This is a genomic window from Mesorhizobium sp. B2-3-5, assembly GCF_006442395.1.
Lineage (GTDB): Bacteria > Pseudomonadota > Alphaproteobacteria > Rhizobiales > Rhizobiaceae > Mesorhizobium.
Genome location: NZ_VFVX01000013.1, coordinates 41412 through 56376, shown reverse-complemented (window position 1 = coordinate 56376; position 14965 = coordinate 41412). Strand labels below are relative to the sequence as shown.

General features: G+C 62.4%; 19 protein-coding genes. 10 read left to right on the top strand and 9 right to left on the bottom strand.

The window, feature by feature from the left end; all coding sequences use genetic code 11:
• Positions 1–3: 3 nt before the first annotated feature.
• The 4 genes from trxA (at position 4) to FJ958_RS16740 (ending at position 1452) form a co-directional block, all read left to right on the top strand.
• On the top strand, positions 4–330 hold the full coding sequence (trxA, locus tag FJ958_RS16755) for a thioredoxin (protein WP_140744311.1): 327 nt from the start codon (positions 4–6) through the stop codon (positions 328–330).
• A gap of 132 nt (positions 331–462) precedes the next feature.
• Positions 463–744 carry a cupin domain-containing protein gene (locus FJ958_RS16750; RefSeq protein ID WP_140606681.1) on the top strand — a complete coding sequence of 94 codons (282 nt, stop codon included), beginning with the start codon at positions 463–465 and terminating at the stop codon, positions 742–744.
• A gap of 49 nt (positions 745–793) precedes the next feature.
• Positions 794–1042 (top strand): type II toxin-antitoxin system VapB family antitoxin, encoded by a 249-nt coding sequence (locus FJ958_RS16745; protein WP_140744310.1) that lies wholly within the window; start codon positions 794–796, stop codon positions 1040–1042.
• Positions 1039–1452, top strand: a complete 414-nt coding sequence (locus FJ958_RS16740) for a type II toxin-antitoxin system VapC family toxin (protein WP_140744309.1) — start codon at positions 1039–1041, stop codon at positions 1450–1452. Before FJ958_RS16745 ends, FJ958_RS16740 begins: the two co-directional genes overlap by 4 nt.
• Before the next feature lie 80 nt (positions 1453–1532).
• Here the strand turns inward: FJ958_RS16740 and FJ958_RS16735 are convergent, their stop codons facing one another.
• The 5 genes from FJ958_RS16735 to FJ958_RS16715 form a co-directional block, all read right to left on the bottom strand.
• Positions 1533–2858, bottom strand: a complete 1326-nt coding sequence (locus tag FJ958_RS16735; protein ID WP_140744308.1) for a folylpolyglutamate synthase/dihydrofolate synthase family protein — start codon at positions 2856–2858, stop codon at positions 1533–1535.
• A gap of 120 nt (positions 2859–2978) precedes the next feature.
• Positions 2979–3905, bottom strand: coding sequence for an acetyl-CoA carboxylase, carboxyltransferase subunit beta (gene accD, locus FJ958_RS16730; protein ID WP_140744307.1), 927 nt, complete (start codon positions 3903–3905; stop codon positions 2979–2981).
• Positions 3906–4006: 101 nt separating this feature from the next.
• A complete protein-coding gene (trpA, locus tag FJ958_RS16725; RefSeq protein ID WP_140744306.1) occupies positions 4007–4846 on the bottom strand; it encodes a tryptophan synthase subunit alpha in 840 nt (279 codons plus the stop codon).
• A 2-nt stretch (positions 4847–4848) separates the two neighbouring features.
• Positions 4849–6099, bottom strand: coding sequence for a tryptophan synthase subunit beta (trpB, locus tag FJ958_RS16720; protein ID WP_140744305.1), 1251 nt, complete (start codon positions 6097–6099; stop codon positions 4849–4851).
• 147 nt (positions 6100–6246) lie between these two features.
• Positions 6247–6906, bottom strand: coding sequence for a phosphoribosylanthranilate isomerase (locus tag FJ958_RS16715; protein ID WP_140744304.1), 660 nt, complete (start codon positions 6904–6906; stop codon positions 6247–6249).
• Between the two features lie 127 nt (positions 6907–7033).
• Here FJ958_RS16715 and FJ958_RS16710 point away from each other — a divergent pair, with 127 nt between their 5' ends.
• A complete protein-coding gene (locus tag FJ958_RS16710) occupies positions 7034–7261 on the top strand; it encodes a hypothetical protein (protein WP_140744303.1) in 228 nt (75 codons plus the stop codon).
• Between the two features lie 249 nt (positions 7262–7510).
• Here the strand turns inward: FJ958_RS16710 and FJ958_RS16705 are convergent, their stop codons facing one another.
• The 4 genes from FJ958_RS16705 to FJ958_RS16690 form a co-directional block, all read right to left on the bottom strand.
• Entirely contained in the window at positions 7511–8269 is a 759-nt protein-coding gene (locus FJ958_RS16705; protein WP_140744302.1) for a M48 family metallopeptidase, read from the bottom strand.
• Positions 8270–8367: 98 nt separating this feature from the next.
• Positions 8368–8850 carry a DUF2852 domain-containing protein gene (locus FJ958_RS16700; RefSeq protein WP_140606673.1) on the bottom strand — a complete coding sequence of 161 codons (483 nt, stop codon included), beginning with the start codon at positions 8848–8850 and terminating at the stop codon, positions 8368–8370.
• A gap of 90 nt (positions 8851–8940) precedes the next feature.
• On the bottom strand, positions 8941–10110 hold the full coding sequence (locus FJ958_RS16695) for a benzoate/H(+) symporter BenE family transporter (RefSeq protein ID WP_140744389.1): 1170 nt from the start codon (positions 10108–10110) through the stop codon (positions 8941–8943).
• Between the two features lie 2 nt (positions 10111–10112).
• The gene (locus tag FJ958_RS16690) at positions 10113–10883 is read right to left on the bottom strand and encodes an alpha/beta hydrolase (RefSeq protein WP_140744301.1); all 771 of its coding nucleotides are present in this window, start codon (positions 10881–10883) and stop codon (positions 10113–10115) included.
• Between the two features lie 233 nt (positions 10884–11116).
• On the opposite strand from FJ958_RS16690, the gene infC reads away from it, so the two are divergent.
• The 5 genes from infC (at position 11117) to pheS (ending at position 14944) form a co-directional block, all read left to right on the top strand.
• Positions 11117–11653: a translation initiation factor IF-3 gene (gene infC / locus FJ958_RS16685; RefSeq protein WP_140491142.1), complete on the top strand. Its 537-nt coding sequence runs from the start codon at positions 11117–11119 to the stop codon at positions 11651–11653.
• A 297-nt stretch (positions 11654–11950) separates the two neighbouring features.
• Entirely contained in the window at positions 11951–12577 is a 627-nt protein-coding gene (locus FJ958_RS16680; protein ID WP_140744300.1) for an isoprenylcysteine carboxylmethyltransferase family protein, read from the top strand.
• A gap of 485 nt (positions 12578–13062) precedes the next feature.
• Positions 13063–13266 carry a 50S ribosomal protein L35 gene (gene rpmI, locus FJ958_RS16670; protein ID WP_006201248.1) on the top strand — a complete coding sequence of 68 codons (204 nt, stop codon included), beginning with the start codon at positions 13063–13065 and terminating at the stop codon, positions 13264–13266.
• A gap of 37 nt (positions 13267–13303) precedes the next feature.
• Entirely contained in the window at positions 13304–13705 is a 402-nt protein-coding gene (rplT, locus tag FJ958_RS16665; protein ID WP_006201247.1) for a 50S ribosomal protein L20, read from the top strand.
• 186 nt (positions 13706–13891) lie between these two features.
• Positions 13892–14944, top strand: a complete 1053-nt coding sequence (gene pheS / locus FJ958_RS16660) for a phenylalanine--tRNA ligase subunit alpha (protein WP_246679613.1) — start codon at positions 13892–13894, stop codon at positions 14942–14944.
• Positions 14945–14965: the final 21 nt, after the last annotated feature.

Genomic DNA, 14965 nt, shown 5'->3' with positions numbered 1-14965 from the left:
CGCATGGGTGCCACCGTCAAGGTCGACAAGAACAATTTCCAGGCCGATGTGCTCAACGCCAAGGAGCCCGTCGTGGTCGATTTCTGGGCGGAATGGTGCGGCCCGTGCAAGATGATCGCGCCGGCGCTCGAAGACATCGCCACTGAACTCGGGGCGAAAGTGAAGGTCGCCAAGCTGAACATTGACGAGAATCCCGAGCTTGCCGCGCAGTTCGGCGTGCGCTCGATCCCGACACTGATGATCTTCAAGGGCGGCGAAGTGGCTGACATGAAGGTCGGTGCCGCGCCCAAGACCGCGCTGTCGCACTGGATCAACGGCAATCTCGCCTGAGTTTCCTAAAAATCGGATTGATAAGCCCGGCCTCGCGCCGGGCTTTTTGTTGGCGTCATCGGTGAACTGCTCTGGCCCTCACACAAGGGCTTTCCAATGCCTTCTGTTGTAAGCAGAAGCAGGGAGAGAAAAATGACCGGATCCGCCAAGGCCACCGTATTCATCGATAATGAGCGCGTCATCGTCACCGAATACCGCTTCCAGCCCGGTGACAACACCGGTTGGCACCGCCATGGCCACGACTATGTCGTCGTGCCGCTGATGGACGGCAAGGTGAAACTATTGACCAAGGACGGCGAATCCTTCGCCGAGATGAAGAAGGGCGCGCCCTATTTCCGCAAGGAGGGTGTCGAGCACGACGTCATCAACGCCAATGAGGGCGAATACGCTTTTATCGAGATCGAGCTGAAGTAACCGGCGTCTCGACGAATTGGTGTATATATCTTTCAAACGGGAGTTTGAAATGGCTGAACCACAACTGTCAGTGCGCAGTGCAAAAGCACGCGATCTGGCTCATCGCCTTGCTCGCCGGGAGAACCGCTCGATAGCCGATGTGGTCGAACGCGCGCTTGAATCCTACGAGATACGGGAAGCGGGCCGAGAACCCGCGTCCGCCTTCTATGCTCGTCTGACTGCAAGCAGCGGTGCCGACATTGATCTGGAGGAAGTCATCCGCGAAGGCCGCCAGGTTCATACAGGGCCCGAGCTTTGATTTTCCTCGATACCGACGTGATTTCGGAGACTCTCAAGAAGGCACCAGACGAAGCCGTACTGGCTTGGCTTGTCCGCCATGATGCGGAACTGGCCCTTCCCACGGTGACGATTGCCGAAATCGCGTTCGGCATCCAAAAAATACGACCTGATGAGCGTGCCGATCGGTTGGAGCATGGCCTTTCTCAATGGCGCCATCGATTTGCGGATCGCATTTTTGGACTGACCGAGGAGGCTGCCTTGGCTTATGGCGAGATCATGGAAACGGCCAGGAGGAAAGGCCGCGGCATGTCGGCTCCCGACGGAATGATTGCAGCAATCGCCCGCGTAAACGGTGGTCGGCTGGCAACGCGCAATCTCAACGACTTCGGGGCCACGAGCCTTGAACTGATCTCACCGTGGGATTTCTGAGCGGCCTCCTGGACAGGTCGGCTTAACGTCGAAGGAGGACAGACTTCCGCCACGCGCGCCGAACCGTGAGAGGCAGCACCTCAGGTCGGGGGCGTGCCGTTTTCGGCCAGCACCGCACCGGCGAGGTAAAGCGAGCCGCCGATCAGGATGCGCGGCGGCGGACCGTCCCAGGTGTCGCGCAGCAGCATCAGCGCGCTGGCGACGGAACTGACCGGCTCTGCCGACAACCCGGCTTCCGTGGCGCGGATCGCCAGTTCGTCGTTCGGCACGCCGGCGTCGCTCATGCTCACCGGCACGGTGTAGACATGCCGGACCAGGCCTTTGAAGGCGCGGAAATAGCCGCTCTGGTCCTTGGTGTTGATCATGCCCGAGATGAGGAAGAGCGGGCGCGGGTTCTTTTCTTCCTGCTCGGCCAAGGCTTCGGCAACGACCACGCCGGCGCCCGGATTGTGGCCGCCATCGAGCCAGATGTCGGCGCCCTTGGGCGCCAGCTCCGCCAGCCGGCCCTGCACAAGTTTCTGCATGCGGCCGGGCCAGGCTACACTGGTCATCGCCTTCTCGGCGGCGCGGTGGCCGATCTCGAAGCCGGCGGCCTTGACCGCGGCGATCGCCGCGGCCGCATTGGCGAATTGGTGACGACCTGGCAGCCGCGGCGGCGGCAGGTCCATCAGTCCGTCCTCGTCCTGGTAGACCATGCGGCCGTTTTCCTCGAAGGCCAGGAAATCCTGGCCGTAGACGAAGGTTGGGCATTCCAGCCGCTCGGCGGTTTCGATCAACACCTGCAGCGCCGTTTCGCTTTCCTGCGCACCGATCACCACGGGGCAGCCGCGTTTCATGATGCCGGCCTTTTCAGCCGCGATCAGTTCGACACGGTCGCCGAGATAGGCCTCGTGGTCCATAGACACCGGCATGATCACCGACACGGCCGGCTTGGCGATGACATTGGTGGCATCGAAGCGGCCGCCGAGACCGACCTCGATGATGGCGGCTTCGGCGGGATGCTCCGAAAACAGGATGAAGGTGACGGCGGTGAGTATCTCGAAGACGGTGATTTTCTGGCCTTCATTGGCCTTGGCGACGCGGGCAATGGCCTCGGCGAAAACATCATCGTCGACCAGCCTGCCACCGCCTTCGGCGGCAAGCCGATAGCGCTCGTGCCAACTGACCAGATGCGGCGACGTGTGCACGTGCACAAGGCGTCCGGACGCTTCCAGAAGCGCCCGCGAGAAGGCCGCGCACGAACCCTTGCCGTTGGTGCCGGCGATATGAATGACCGGCGGCAGCAAGTCCTGCGGATTGCCCAGCCGCTCCAAAAGCCGCGTGATGCGGTCGAGCGAAAGGTCGAAGCCTTTCGGGTGAAGCGCCATCAGGGCTTCGATTTCGCGGTCGGCGGCGAGCGTCGTCATGTCAGAATCCTTGCGCACGGCCCGAGAGCCAGAATCGCTCCCGCAATGACCACGGCAATCAAAAGGCTACAGCGCGCCATGGACACGGCGCAATCGTTGTTCGCGGCGGCTGGTGTCGCGTCAGGCCTGCGGCCTGGATTCGCCGGCAACCACAGCTGGCGGCAAGATTTCCGGTTCCAGCGGCTTTTCCGCCTCCGGCATCTTGAGCAGCATCTTGAGCAGGCGGGCGATCGTCTCGCGCAGCTCAAGCCGCGACACCACCATGTCGACCATGCCGTGCTCCATCAGATATTCGGAGCGCTGGAAGCCGTCCGGCAGTTTTTCACGGATGGTCTGTTCGATGACGCGCGGCCCGGCAAAGCCGATCAGCGCGCCGGGCTCGGCGATGTGCACATCGCCCAGCATGGCGTAGGAGGCGGTGACGCCGCCGGTGGTCGGGTTGGTCAGCACGACGATATAGGGCAGGCCGGCTTCCTTCAGCCGGTCGACGCCGACCGTTGTGCGCGGCAATTGCATCAGCGACAGGATGCCTTCCTGCATACGGGCGCCGCCCGAAGCAGCGAACAGGATCAGCGGCCGCCTGCGCTGCAGGGCGACCTCGAAAGCGTGCACGATGGCATCGCCCGCCGCCATGCCGAGCGAGCCGCCCATGAAGGCGAAATCCTGCACCGTCACCACCACCGGCAGGCCGTCGATGGTGCCGAGCGCGTTGACGATCGCATCTTCCAGGCCGGTCTTGGCCTTGGCGTCCTTCAGCCGGTCGGTGTAGCGCTTCTCGTCGCGGAACTTCAGCGGATCCTGCACGACCTTCGGGTTCTCGAGCTGCTCGTACTTGCCGTCGTCGAGGAAGTATTTCAGCCGCTCCTTGGCCGAGATCTTCATATGATGGCCGGAGGACGGGATGACGAACTGGTTGGATTCCAGATCCTTGTGGAACACCATCTCGCCGGTCTCGGGATCCTTGATCCAGAGATTCTCGGGCATGTCGGTGCGCCGGCCGAGCATCGAATTGATCTTCGGGCGAACGTAATTGGTGATCCAGTTCATCGCTTCGGCTCCTGTCCTGACGAAGAGTTGTTAATGCATGCCGCCCAAAAGTGGGAACCGGTTTTGGGATATCGGCATGCACAAAACCAGAGGTAGGAGAACTATTCGGCGGCAGCAAGGCGGGCCGAACGCACGCCTTGTGCAAGGCCGCTGACCAGCGTGGCGACGGCCTCGGCCGGATCGGCGGTCTTTTCACCCTTCGGCCCCAGCATATTGGCCACCGCATTGACGATCGCGGTGCCGACGACGACGCCATCGGCATTGGCGCCGATCACGCGCGCCTGCTCGGCGGTCTTGACGCCGAAGCCGACGCAGACCGGCAGCACGGTATGGGTCTTGATGCGCTTGACGGCGGCGGCCACCTTACCGGTATCGGCCAGCGCCGAGCCGGTGATACCGGTCATAGAGACGTAGTAGACGAAGCCGGATGTGTTCTGCAGCACCTTGGGCAGCCGCTTGTCGTCGGTGGTCGGCGTCGCCAGGCGGATGAAGTTGATGCCCGCCTTCAGCGCCGGAATGCAAAGCTCCTCGTCCATCTCGGGAGGCAGGTCGACGACGATCAGTCCGTCGATGCCGCTGGCCAGCGCGTCTTTCAGGAAACGGTCGACGCCGTAAATGTAGATCGGGTTGTAGTAACCCATCAGCACGATCGGCGTTTCATTGTCGCCTGCGCGGAACTCCGCCGCCATCTTCAGCGTCTTGACCAGCGTCTGGCCGCCTTTCAGCGCGCGCAGGCCCGCCGCCTGGATCGCCGGGCCGTCGGCCATCGGATCGGAAAACGGCATGCCGAGCTCGATAATGTCGGAGCCGGCCGCAGGCAGCGCCTTCATGATCGACAGCGAGGTGTCGTAGTCCGGGTCGCCGCCCATGAAATAGGTGACGAGCGCCGGGCGGCCTTCGGTCTTCAGCTTCGCCATGCGGCGGTCGATGCGGGTCGTCATGATCAGATCTCCATGCCCAGCATCGAGGCCACCGTGTGCACGTCCTTGTCGCCACGGCCCGAAAGGTTGACGATGACGATCTGGTCCTTGTCCATGGCGGGAACGATCTTCACCGCATGCGCGATGGCGTGCGCGGATTCCAGCGCCGGAATGATGCCTTCGACGCGCGTGGTCAACTTGAAGGCTTCCAGCGCCTCGTCATCGAGGATCGGCACATATTCGACGCGGCCGGAGTCACGCAGCCAGGAATGCTCAGGGCCGACACCGGGATAATCGAGACCGGCCGAGATCGAATGGCCGTCCATGATCTGGCCGTCGGCATTCTGCAGGAGATAGGTGCGGTTGCCGTGCAGCACGCCGGGCGAGCCGGCATTCATCGAGGCGCAATGCTCGATGCCGTCGAGACCGCGCCCGCCGGCCTCGATGCCGATGATGCGCACATTCTTATCATCAAGAAAGGGGTGGAACAAGCCGATGGCGTTGGAGCCACCGCCGACGGCGGCAATGATTGTGTCCGGCAGCCGGCCTTCCTGTTCGAGGATTTGCGCGCGCGCCTCCGAACCGATCACCGACTGGAAGTCGCGCACCAGCTCCGGATAGGGATGTGGGCCCGCCGCGGTGCCGATCAGGTAATAGGTGTCCTCGACATTGGTCACCCAGTCGCGCAGGGCTTCGTTCATGGCGTCCTTCAGCGTGCCGTGGCCAGCGGTGACCGGCCGCACTTCGGCGCCAAGCAGCTTCATGCGGAAGACATTGGGGCTTTGGCGGGCGACGTCGGTGGCGCCCATATAGACCACGCAGGGAAAGCCGAAGCGGGCCGCGACGGTGGCGGACGCCACGCCATGCTGGCCGGCACCGGTCTCGGCGATGATGCGCTTCTTGCCCATGCGCTTGGCGAGCAGGATCTGGCCGAGGCAGTTGTTGATCTTGTGCGAGCCGGTGTGGTTCAGGTCCTCACGCTTGAAATAGACTTTGGCGCCGCCCCCGAGCCCCTTCGCCGAGGAAACCTCACGAAGATGTTTCGTCAGCCCTTCAGCGAAATAAAGCTTCGACGGCCGCCCGGCATAGTGGGTCGAAAGATCGGTCAGCTCAGCCCTGAAATCCGGATCGTTCTTGACCTCGTTCCAGTTCTTTTCCAGATCGAGGATCAGCGGCATCAGCGTTTCGGCGACGAAACGGCCGCCGAAAATGCCGAACATGCCCTGCTCGTCGGGTCCGGTGCGGAAGGAATTGGGTGTCGCCGGCTTGTTCATCGCCGATCTCCTGCATCTTTGTTTGAGCATGTCCTTGTCGGAAAACCGGCTCCACTTTTCCGGGGCATGCTGCTTATCTGGTCTCTGAGCATGTCCTTGTCGGAAAACCGGTTCCACTTTTCCGGGACATGCTCTGGTTTGAGCCGGTCAGGCGGCGCGGTCGTCGCGTGCTGCCCGGACGGCCCGGAAAAACTGTTCGATCAGCCCCGGATCCTTGACACCCGGCGCGCTTTCCACGCCCGAGGAAATGTCTATTCCGGGCGGGTTTGCAAGCCGAAGGGCATCGCCGATATTGGCGGCGTTGAGCCCACCGGAAAGCATGTAATCGACGCCTGCGTCAAGGCCGGCGAGAATGCGCCAGTCGAAGGCCACACCATTGCCGCCCGGCAGCTCGGAGCCCCTAGGCGGCTTGGCGTCGAACAGGAAGCGGTCGGCAACGCCGATGAGCGGCTTGATCCGGTCGAGGTCGGCAGCCTCGCTGAGCGGCAGCGCCTTCATCACGGGCAGGCGATGGCGGGCCTTCAGTTCGGCCACCCGTCCGGGTGTTTCCGAGCCGTGCAACTGCAGCATATCGGGCTGCATCGCCTTGACGATCTCGTCCAGGAAGGCGTCGCTGGCATCGACCGTGACGGCGACCGCCAAAGCCTTGCCGCGCGCCGCTTCGCGCAGGCGACCGGCTTCAGCCGGCTCGACATAGCGAGGGCTTTTGGCGAAGAAAATAAAGCCGACATGGCTGGCGCCGCCGGCCAGGGCCGCGGCCATGGCCTGGTCGGTCTTCAAACCGCAGATCTTGATGTCGAGCGCCATGGCGCGGGAATTGGCACGAAAAGCGATAAGAGTCGAGAAAAAGCATGCTGTTTGCCGGCAAGGCCAAAGGCGCTACCTATTGATGGAGGGCACGTTGATGAACAGCATGCCGGGCGGGAGAACGACCATGACCGATACAACCGACCCAACCGTTGCCGAACTAAAGCAGAAGATCGCACAGGCGCGTGACGTCATCGCGCATCTCATGGACAAGGCCGCCTTCAACGGCGCCGAAGCACACCGCGCGCTGGAGTATTTCGGCAGCGACGCCTTCGACCGGAACTTTCTACCCTGGCCGCATCATGGGAATGAGGGGCTGAGACCGGAGGAGCTCAATGCGGCGAATGACGATTGAGGTGCCCAGAATAGAGTAAACACCCGAACAAGGCTGGCGGGACAGCACCCCCTCTGGCCTGCCGGCCATCTCCCCCGCAAAGGGGAGATCAGATGTCGCCTCGGTCTCGCCAATGTTCGACGTCGAAGGAAAGCGCCGTCGACGAAGCTGCCAATCTCCCCCCTTGCGGGGGAGATGTCCGGCAGGACAGAGGGGGGTGGGAAGGATCACCGCAGAACGACTTTATGGCTCTACTGTCGTCGTGCCGCCCTACTCGAACACGATCGCCTGCAGGGCGCCGCCATTGCGCTTCAGCCAGTCCTTGCAGCGGTCTGTTTCGGGGCAGAGCTTTTCGCATAGTTTCCAGAATTTCGGGCCGTGGTTCATCTCCTTGAGATGCGCCACCTCATGCGCGACGAGGTAGTTTATCACCGGTGATGGCGCCATCATGATACGCCAGGAGAAGGACAGATTGCCTTCCGAGGTGCAGGAGCCCCAGCGGCTTGACGTGTCCTTGTAGCGGATCGCCTTGGCGCGCTTGCCAAGCGCCTCGGTGTGCCTGACCACCAGCTTTTCGATCTCCTTCTTGGCTTCGCGCTTCAAGAAATCGGCGACACGGCGCGGCAGGTGCACACGCTCGCCATGCACGATCAGCAGCGGGCCGCGTTCGTCGCGCGACACGGTGACGGTGCCGCGCTTTGACGGTTCATGGACGATGCGGTGTGGCACGCCCCGAACTGGGATCTTGATGCCGGGCCGTACCTGAGGCCGCGTCGGCACCTTGGCCAGCCGCTGCTCCAGCCAGTCCTGATGGCGGTCGAGGAACCGCTCCACCTCGCCACGGCGCAGGCCAGGCGGCACGGTGATGCGCAGGCCCTGGCCACCGGAATCGATGCGCAGCGTCAGACGCCGCGCCCTGGCACTCTCGACGATCTTGAGCGGCAATGTGCGGCCGGCGACGCAATATTCACGCTCGACGACGGGCGTGGGCTTAGGCTTTGTCAGATTGCGAAAGAATCCGAGGGTCATGGCGGGACGATACGCGATTCGGGAAAAACGAATAGAACAAAAAAGAAACGGCGCCGCTTGCGCGACGCCGTCGTCATACCTCAGCCTGTCGCGCGGCTTCAGTCGTCGAGCAGGTTCGAGCCCTTGCCACGCTTGGCGGTCGACGTTCCGGCGCTCGGGTCGGCCTTGGTCGGAGCAGTCGACTTGTTGCGGTTCGCCATGAAGCGATCGAACTCGTCCTGATCCTTGGCACGACGCAATTCGCGGGCATAATCGTCGAACTCGGTCAGCATGTCGTCGAGTTTGCGGCGTTCCTCGGCGAGGCGCTCAAGCTCCTTTTCGCGCCAGTCGTCGAAGGCGACATTGCCGGTGCGGGCGGAGCCATTGCCCCAGCGCGCGGCCTTGTCGGAGCCGCGGCGGCAACCGGCGAAGATGCCGTCGGTCGCGCGGTTGACGTCACGCTTGAAGCCTTCAAGCCGGTCGCCCCAGATGATGTAGGCGAGCATGGCGAAGCCGAGCGGCCAGAACACCATGAAGCCGATCACCATCAACGCGATGGTTGCCGGCGTCCAGGCCGGGCGGATCAATGCAGATGTGTTCATTTTCTCCCATTCCTTCGGTTGGAGACAGCCAGGACCGGCTGCGTGGAATCGAAATGGGAAGGCAAAAACGGCGATTCAAGATAATGTCCGCTAAAACCGGACAAGCTTCTGAAATGATTGCCGCTTTTTGAGTATATCGAGGAAAAGCACGGTCAGCCCCGCGATCAGCCCCCAGAAAGCAGCACCGACGCCAAACAATGTCAGCCCGGAAGCGGTGACGGCAAAGGTGACGGTGGCGGCCATGCGCTCGCCCTCATCCTTGAGCGCGATCGCCAGCGCGTTGGCGAGCGAGGCCATCAGCGCGAGACCCGCCACCAACACGATCAGGCTTTGCGGCAGGACGGCGAAGATCGCCACCAGCGATGCGCCGAAGATCGCGAAGATGAGATAGGCAAGCGCGTAGAACGGGCCGGTCTTCCAGCGCTCGGCGGGGTCGGGATGGACATCCGGCCCGGTGCAGATCGCCGCCGAGATCGCGGCCAGATTGGTGGTCGAACCGCCGAACGGCGCCGACAGAAGCGAAAACAGACCGGTGACGCCGATCAGCGGACCAGGTTCGGGATGGTAGCCGGCTGCGCGCAGCACGGCGAGGCCGGACAGGTTCTGCGAGGCCATGGTGACAAGGTAGAGCGGCAGTGCCAGACCTATCATCGCCTTGACGGTGAAATCAGGTGCGATCAGCGTCAGCGTCGACAATTCGGGGGTGGGCAGGCCGCCGACACGGCCAGTGAGAAAAGCAGCGAGCCCGCCGCCGATCAGCACCGCCAATACCGATAGCGCCGGGTTGAACAGGCGGATGATAAAAAAGGCCGCGATCAACGGCAGGATCAGCCACGGATCGGCAGGAACAGTCTTGACCGCGTTGAGGGCGAAGGTGACGACGATGCCAGCCAGCATTCCGGAAGCGACCGAGGGCGGTATCCTGGAGATCAGCTGCGTCAACGGCCGGAACAGGCCGGTGGCGATCAACAGGATGCCGGTGACGATGAAGGCGGCGACGGCCTCGCCGATCGAAAAGCCGCTCGATGCCGCCAACAGCGCCAGGCCTGGCGTCGACCATGCGGTGATCACAGGCATTTTCGTGCGCCACGACAGCCACAGGCTTTCGATCGCCATGGCGAGGCAAATGGTCGTCACCCAGCTCGCCGTCTGAACCTGCGTCGCGCCGACCGCCTTGGCGGCGGCAATGACGATGGCCAGCGTGCCGCCGAAGCCGACGATTGCCGCGACGAAGGCGGAGACCGGGATGGAAAGGCGCATCGTCATTTGCCTCGTCCGGCTATGTCACCCACCGCCCGGACCAGCATGTCGAGATCCTGCGGCCGCGACAGGCGATGGTCGCCGTCGGGAATGAGCGACAGCGTGACATCGTCGGCCGGCAGCAGCCCGACCAGTCTCAACGCATGGCTCGACGGCACGTCGGGATCGGCAAGGCCCTGCAGGATATGGACCGGGCAATGCGTGTCGATCGGCCCGGTCATCACCCGGTTGTCGCGCCCGTCCTCGATCAGGGCCCTGGTGTAGATGTAGGCCTCCGTGGAATAGTCCGACGGCTCGGCGAAGAAACCTTTTTCGGCGAGGTCGCGTTTCTGCGCCTTGGTCAGCACCGGCTCGACCAGCTCACTGGTAAAATCCGGCGCCGGCGCCAAGAGCACCAGGCCGACGACATTTGTGTCGCCGGCCTTGCGCAGTTCCTGCACCATGCGCAGCGCGATCCAGGCGCCCATCGACGAGCCGACCAGAATCTGGGTGCCCTTGGTGAAATGCCGGAACACGGCAAGGCTTTGCGACAGCCATTTCGAAATCGTGCCGTCGGCAAAAGCGCCGCCGGATTCGCCATGGCCCGAATAGTCATGGCGCAAGAACGCGCGGCCTTCCCTCGCCGTCCAGTCGGCCAGCATCTCAGCCTTCGTGCCCAGCATGTCGGACTTGTAGCCGCCGAGCCAGACGATGCCCGGTGTGGCGCCGGATGTATGGCGGACCGCGATGCGCGATCCATCGACGTCCAGAAAAGTGGGGGCGGTGGCGGTCATGGGCTATCGATCGGTCCTGGTTGACTGGCCCGGTGTCTGGGCTCCGGTCTTTTGGCACAGCCAGAGGCGAGGCGGAAAGTGCTCGCGATGCTTCTTTGCTTGGTACAGGCTCTTGATCAGGTGATTTCCTGAGAACGCTGTGCTATTGACTCCGCCCGCGCGCTTCCCACATTGGCGCGTCCACATACAGTTTTGTACGAACCCTGAACGAAACGGCCAAGGAGACCACGACCATTCGCAGACCTTTCAAAGCAGCGGCGCCCACCAAGGATGGCCCGCGCTCCAACCGTGACATCCGGGTTCCCCGGGTCCAGCTTATCGACGCCGAAGGCCAGAACCGTGGCGACGTTTCCATCAACGACGCATTGCTGCTCGCCGAAGAGGCAGGGCTCGATCTCGTCGAAATATCGCCCAACGCACAGCCGCCCGTCGTAAAGATTCTCGATCTCGGCAAGTTGAAATACGCCAACCAGAAGAAGGCGGCCGAGGCGCGCAAGAATCAGAAGGTCATCGAGATCAAGGAGATCAAGATGCGCCCGAACATCGACAGCCATGATTACGAGACCAAGATGAAGGCGGTTCGCCGCTTCTTCGAGGAAGGCGACAAGGTCAAGCTGACGCTGCGCTTCCGCGGCCGCGAGATGGCGCATATGGAACTCGGCATGCAGCTCCTGAACAAGGTGCGCGAGGAAGTCGCGACCATCGCCAAGGTCGAGGCGGAACCAAAGCTCGAAGGCCGCCAGATGATGATGGTGCTGGCGCCGCGCTAAGCAGACACCGCTCGCTTCGCCGGCGTCGTCTGCTCAGGTTTCTTTGGTCGTCGCAGGTCCTCACCGCACCATGCGACACTTTGCGGAACCCGGCTCAGAGCACGTTAAGGTTAGGCGTGGCCGTCGCGCTCCAAATTCGCCTGAATTGTGCTACAGGCGTCCTGACGATCGGCGGGACGCCTGTTTCTTGGCCACAGCCGCGATCGCCGGCTTTGTTTTTATGCCTGTCGTTCTCCCAAAACCGAGTTCATTTTTTGGGCGGCAGGCGATAGGCTCCTCGACGATCGGATACCTCCCTTGGCCAATGAACCGAAATACGGGCTGGGCAACTACCAGCAGATGCGCAGGCTGGTGCTTGCCGTGCTGGTGGTGGTGCTGTTTCTGGCGCTGCTGTTTGGTCAGTCGACCTTCCCGCCCGACACGCCGGTGCATGAATCGATCGAAATGTTCGGCGTGCTCCTGATTTTCCTCGGCATCGTCGGTCGCCTCTGGGCGACGCTGTATATAGGCGGACGCAAATCTTCCGAGGTGGTCACGGGCGGGCCCTATTCGATCACCCGCAATCCGCTCTATGTGTTCTCGACCGTGGCTGCGGCCGGCGTCGGTGCGCAGATCGGCTCGTTCTCCGGCGTCATCCTGTTCGCGGTTCTGTGCGCGGGTGCCTTCCATATCGTCATCCTGCGCGAGGAGAGGTTTCTGAAGGAGGCGCTCGGCGCACCGTACCAGGCCTATCTGGAGAGGGTGCCGCGCTTCTTCCCTAAGCTTTCGCTCTACCAGGAAGGCGAAACAGGCAGCTTCAAGCCGCGTCTGCTGCTCACCACGCTGCTGGATGGGCTGGTGTTCCTGGTCGCACTGCCGGCCTTCGAACTGATCGACGGTGCCCAGCAGTCGGGCATGCTGCCGGTGTGGTTCACGCTTCCCTGATCTGTAGGGCAGTTCGGTCTCTATCGCGGTCAGCGAGCAGAATTGTCACGACCCGGGACTACTGTCACCGATGTCGGCGCTGCCCCTCACCTGCCTGCCGGCATTCTCTCCCCGTATAGTGAACGGGGAGAGGGGGCTCTCATCGATGGTTTCGCCAATCGCCGGCGTTGTCAGGAATAGCGCCAAGGGGTGCGGCCAGCTCTTTCTCCCCGTCACTATACGGGAAGAAATGCCCGGCAGGGCAATGAGGGCAGCGCCAACACTCGGAAGAGAAACTGAAGCGATAGCGATGGCGAGTGAATGTGTCGGGTGTTGCGCACGGGCCTTCTTTGACGTATAGGACCGCCGTTCAAGAAAACCGCCCGGCAGGGCATGCCGTGGCGGTTTCATTTGCTTTTCGGGCTTTGGTCGGCCCGAAGCGAACAAAACAAGAGGCGTGGAGTGCCGGAGGCACGACAGGGACCTCATAGAAACGGAGTAGCAAAATGCCCAAGATGAAGACCAAATCGGCCGCCAAGAAGCGGTTCAAGATCACAGGTACGGGTAAAGTCCTGTCGGCTGCGGCCGGCAAGCGTCACGGCATGATCAAGCGTTCCAACAAGTTCATTCGAAATGCCCGCGGCACGATGGTTCTGGCTGAACCGGATGGCAAGAAGGTCATCAAGAATTTTCTGCCGAACGGCCTCTAAGGCATTCGGTCTGGACAGCGTTTAAGGAGATCATGACATGGCACGCGTAAAGAGAGGCGTCACCTCGCACGCCAAGCACAAGAAGGTCCTGAAAGCCGCCAAGGGCTTCTACGGCCGCCGCAAGAACACCATCCGCATCGCCAAGCAGGCGGTGGAAAAGTCGCTGCAGTACGCCTACCGCGATCGCAAGAACCGCAAGCGCTCGTTCCGCGCGCTGTGGATCCAGCGCATCAACGCGGCGACGCATGAGCACGGCCTGACCTATGGCCGCTTCATCGACGGCCTCAACAAGGCCGGCATCGAGATCGATCGCAAGATCCTGTCGGACATGGCCATCCATGAGCCGCAGGCTTTCGCAGCCCTGGTCGCCAAGGCCAAGGTGGCGCTCGAATATCTGAAGAACACAACGCCGAACGCTTTTGAAAGCGCTGTCGCTTAAGACCAGCGCTTCCCAAGCATTCGAAATTCTGATTTGGGGAACCCGCGCTGGCACGGCTGGCGCGGGTTCTTTTATGCCTGAACTTTCAATTTGAACGTGACTTTCACGTTTGGAGCGGTTTCCAACACAGCGAGCTTGATCGTGAACGACGCAACCATTGGCCTTGACGCACTTGAAAATTCCTTGATGGCCGACATCGCCTCGGCCGCCGACGAAGCGGCAATCGAAGTGGTGCGTGTCGCGGCCCTCGGCAAGAAGGGCTCGATCTCGGAAATGCTGAAGACGCTCGGCGCGATGAGCGCCGAGGAACGGCAGGTGAAGGGTCCAGCAATCAATGGCCTGAAGAACCGCATCACGGAGGCGCTCACGGCTCGCAAGGCCGAGCTCAGGGATGTGGCGATCGCCGCCCGCCTCGCCGCCGAAAAGGTCGACGTGACGCTGCCGGTGCGGCAGTCGCCGGCCGAGCGCGGCCGCATCCATCCGATCAGCCAGGTCATCGACGAGATCGCGGCGATCTTCGGCGATCTCGGCTTCGCCATCGCCGAAGGTCCCGATATCGAGACCGACTACTACAATTTCACCGCGCTGAATTTCCCCGAAGGCCATCCGGCGCGCGAGATGCACGACACCTTCTTCTTCCAGCCGGACGAGAAGGGCGAGCGCAAGCTTTTGCGCACGCACACCTCGCCCGTGCAGATCCGCACCATGGAGCGGCAGAAGCCACCGATCCGCATCGTCATTCCGGGCAAGACTTATCGCCAGGATTCCGACGCCACCCACTCGCCGATGTTCCACCAGGTCGAGGGGCTGGTGATCGACAGATCAGCCAACGTCGCCAACATGAAGTGGGTGCTGGAAGAGTTCTGCAAGGCCTTCTTCGAGGTGCCCTCGGTCAAGATGCGCTTCCGCCCGTCCTTCTTTCCGTTCACCGAACCGAGCCTCGAGGTCGACATCCAGTGCGACCGCTCGCGGCCCGGCGAAGTGCGCTTCGGCGAAGGCTCCGACTGGATGGAGATCCTGGGCTGCGGCATGGTGCATTCCAACGTGCTGAAGGCCGGCGGGCTCGACCCGGACGAATACCAGGGCTTTGCCTGGGGCATGGGCATCGACCGCATCGCCATGCTGAAATACGGCATGCCGGACCTGCGCGCCTTCTTCGACGCCGACGTGCGCTGGCTGTCGCATTACGGCTTCCGGCCGCTCGACATGCCGACGCTGTTCGGGGGCCTGAGCCCGTGACGAGCCAAGAAATCCCTGCTG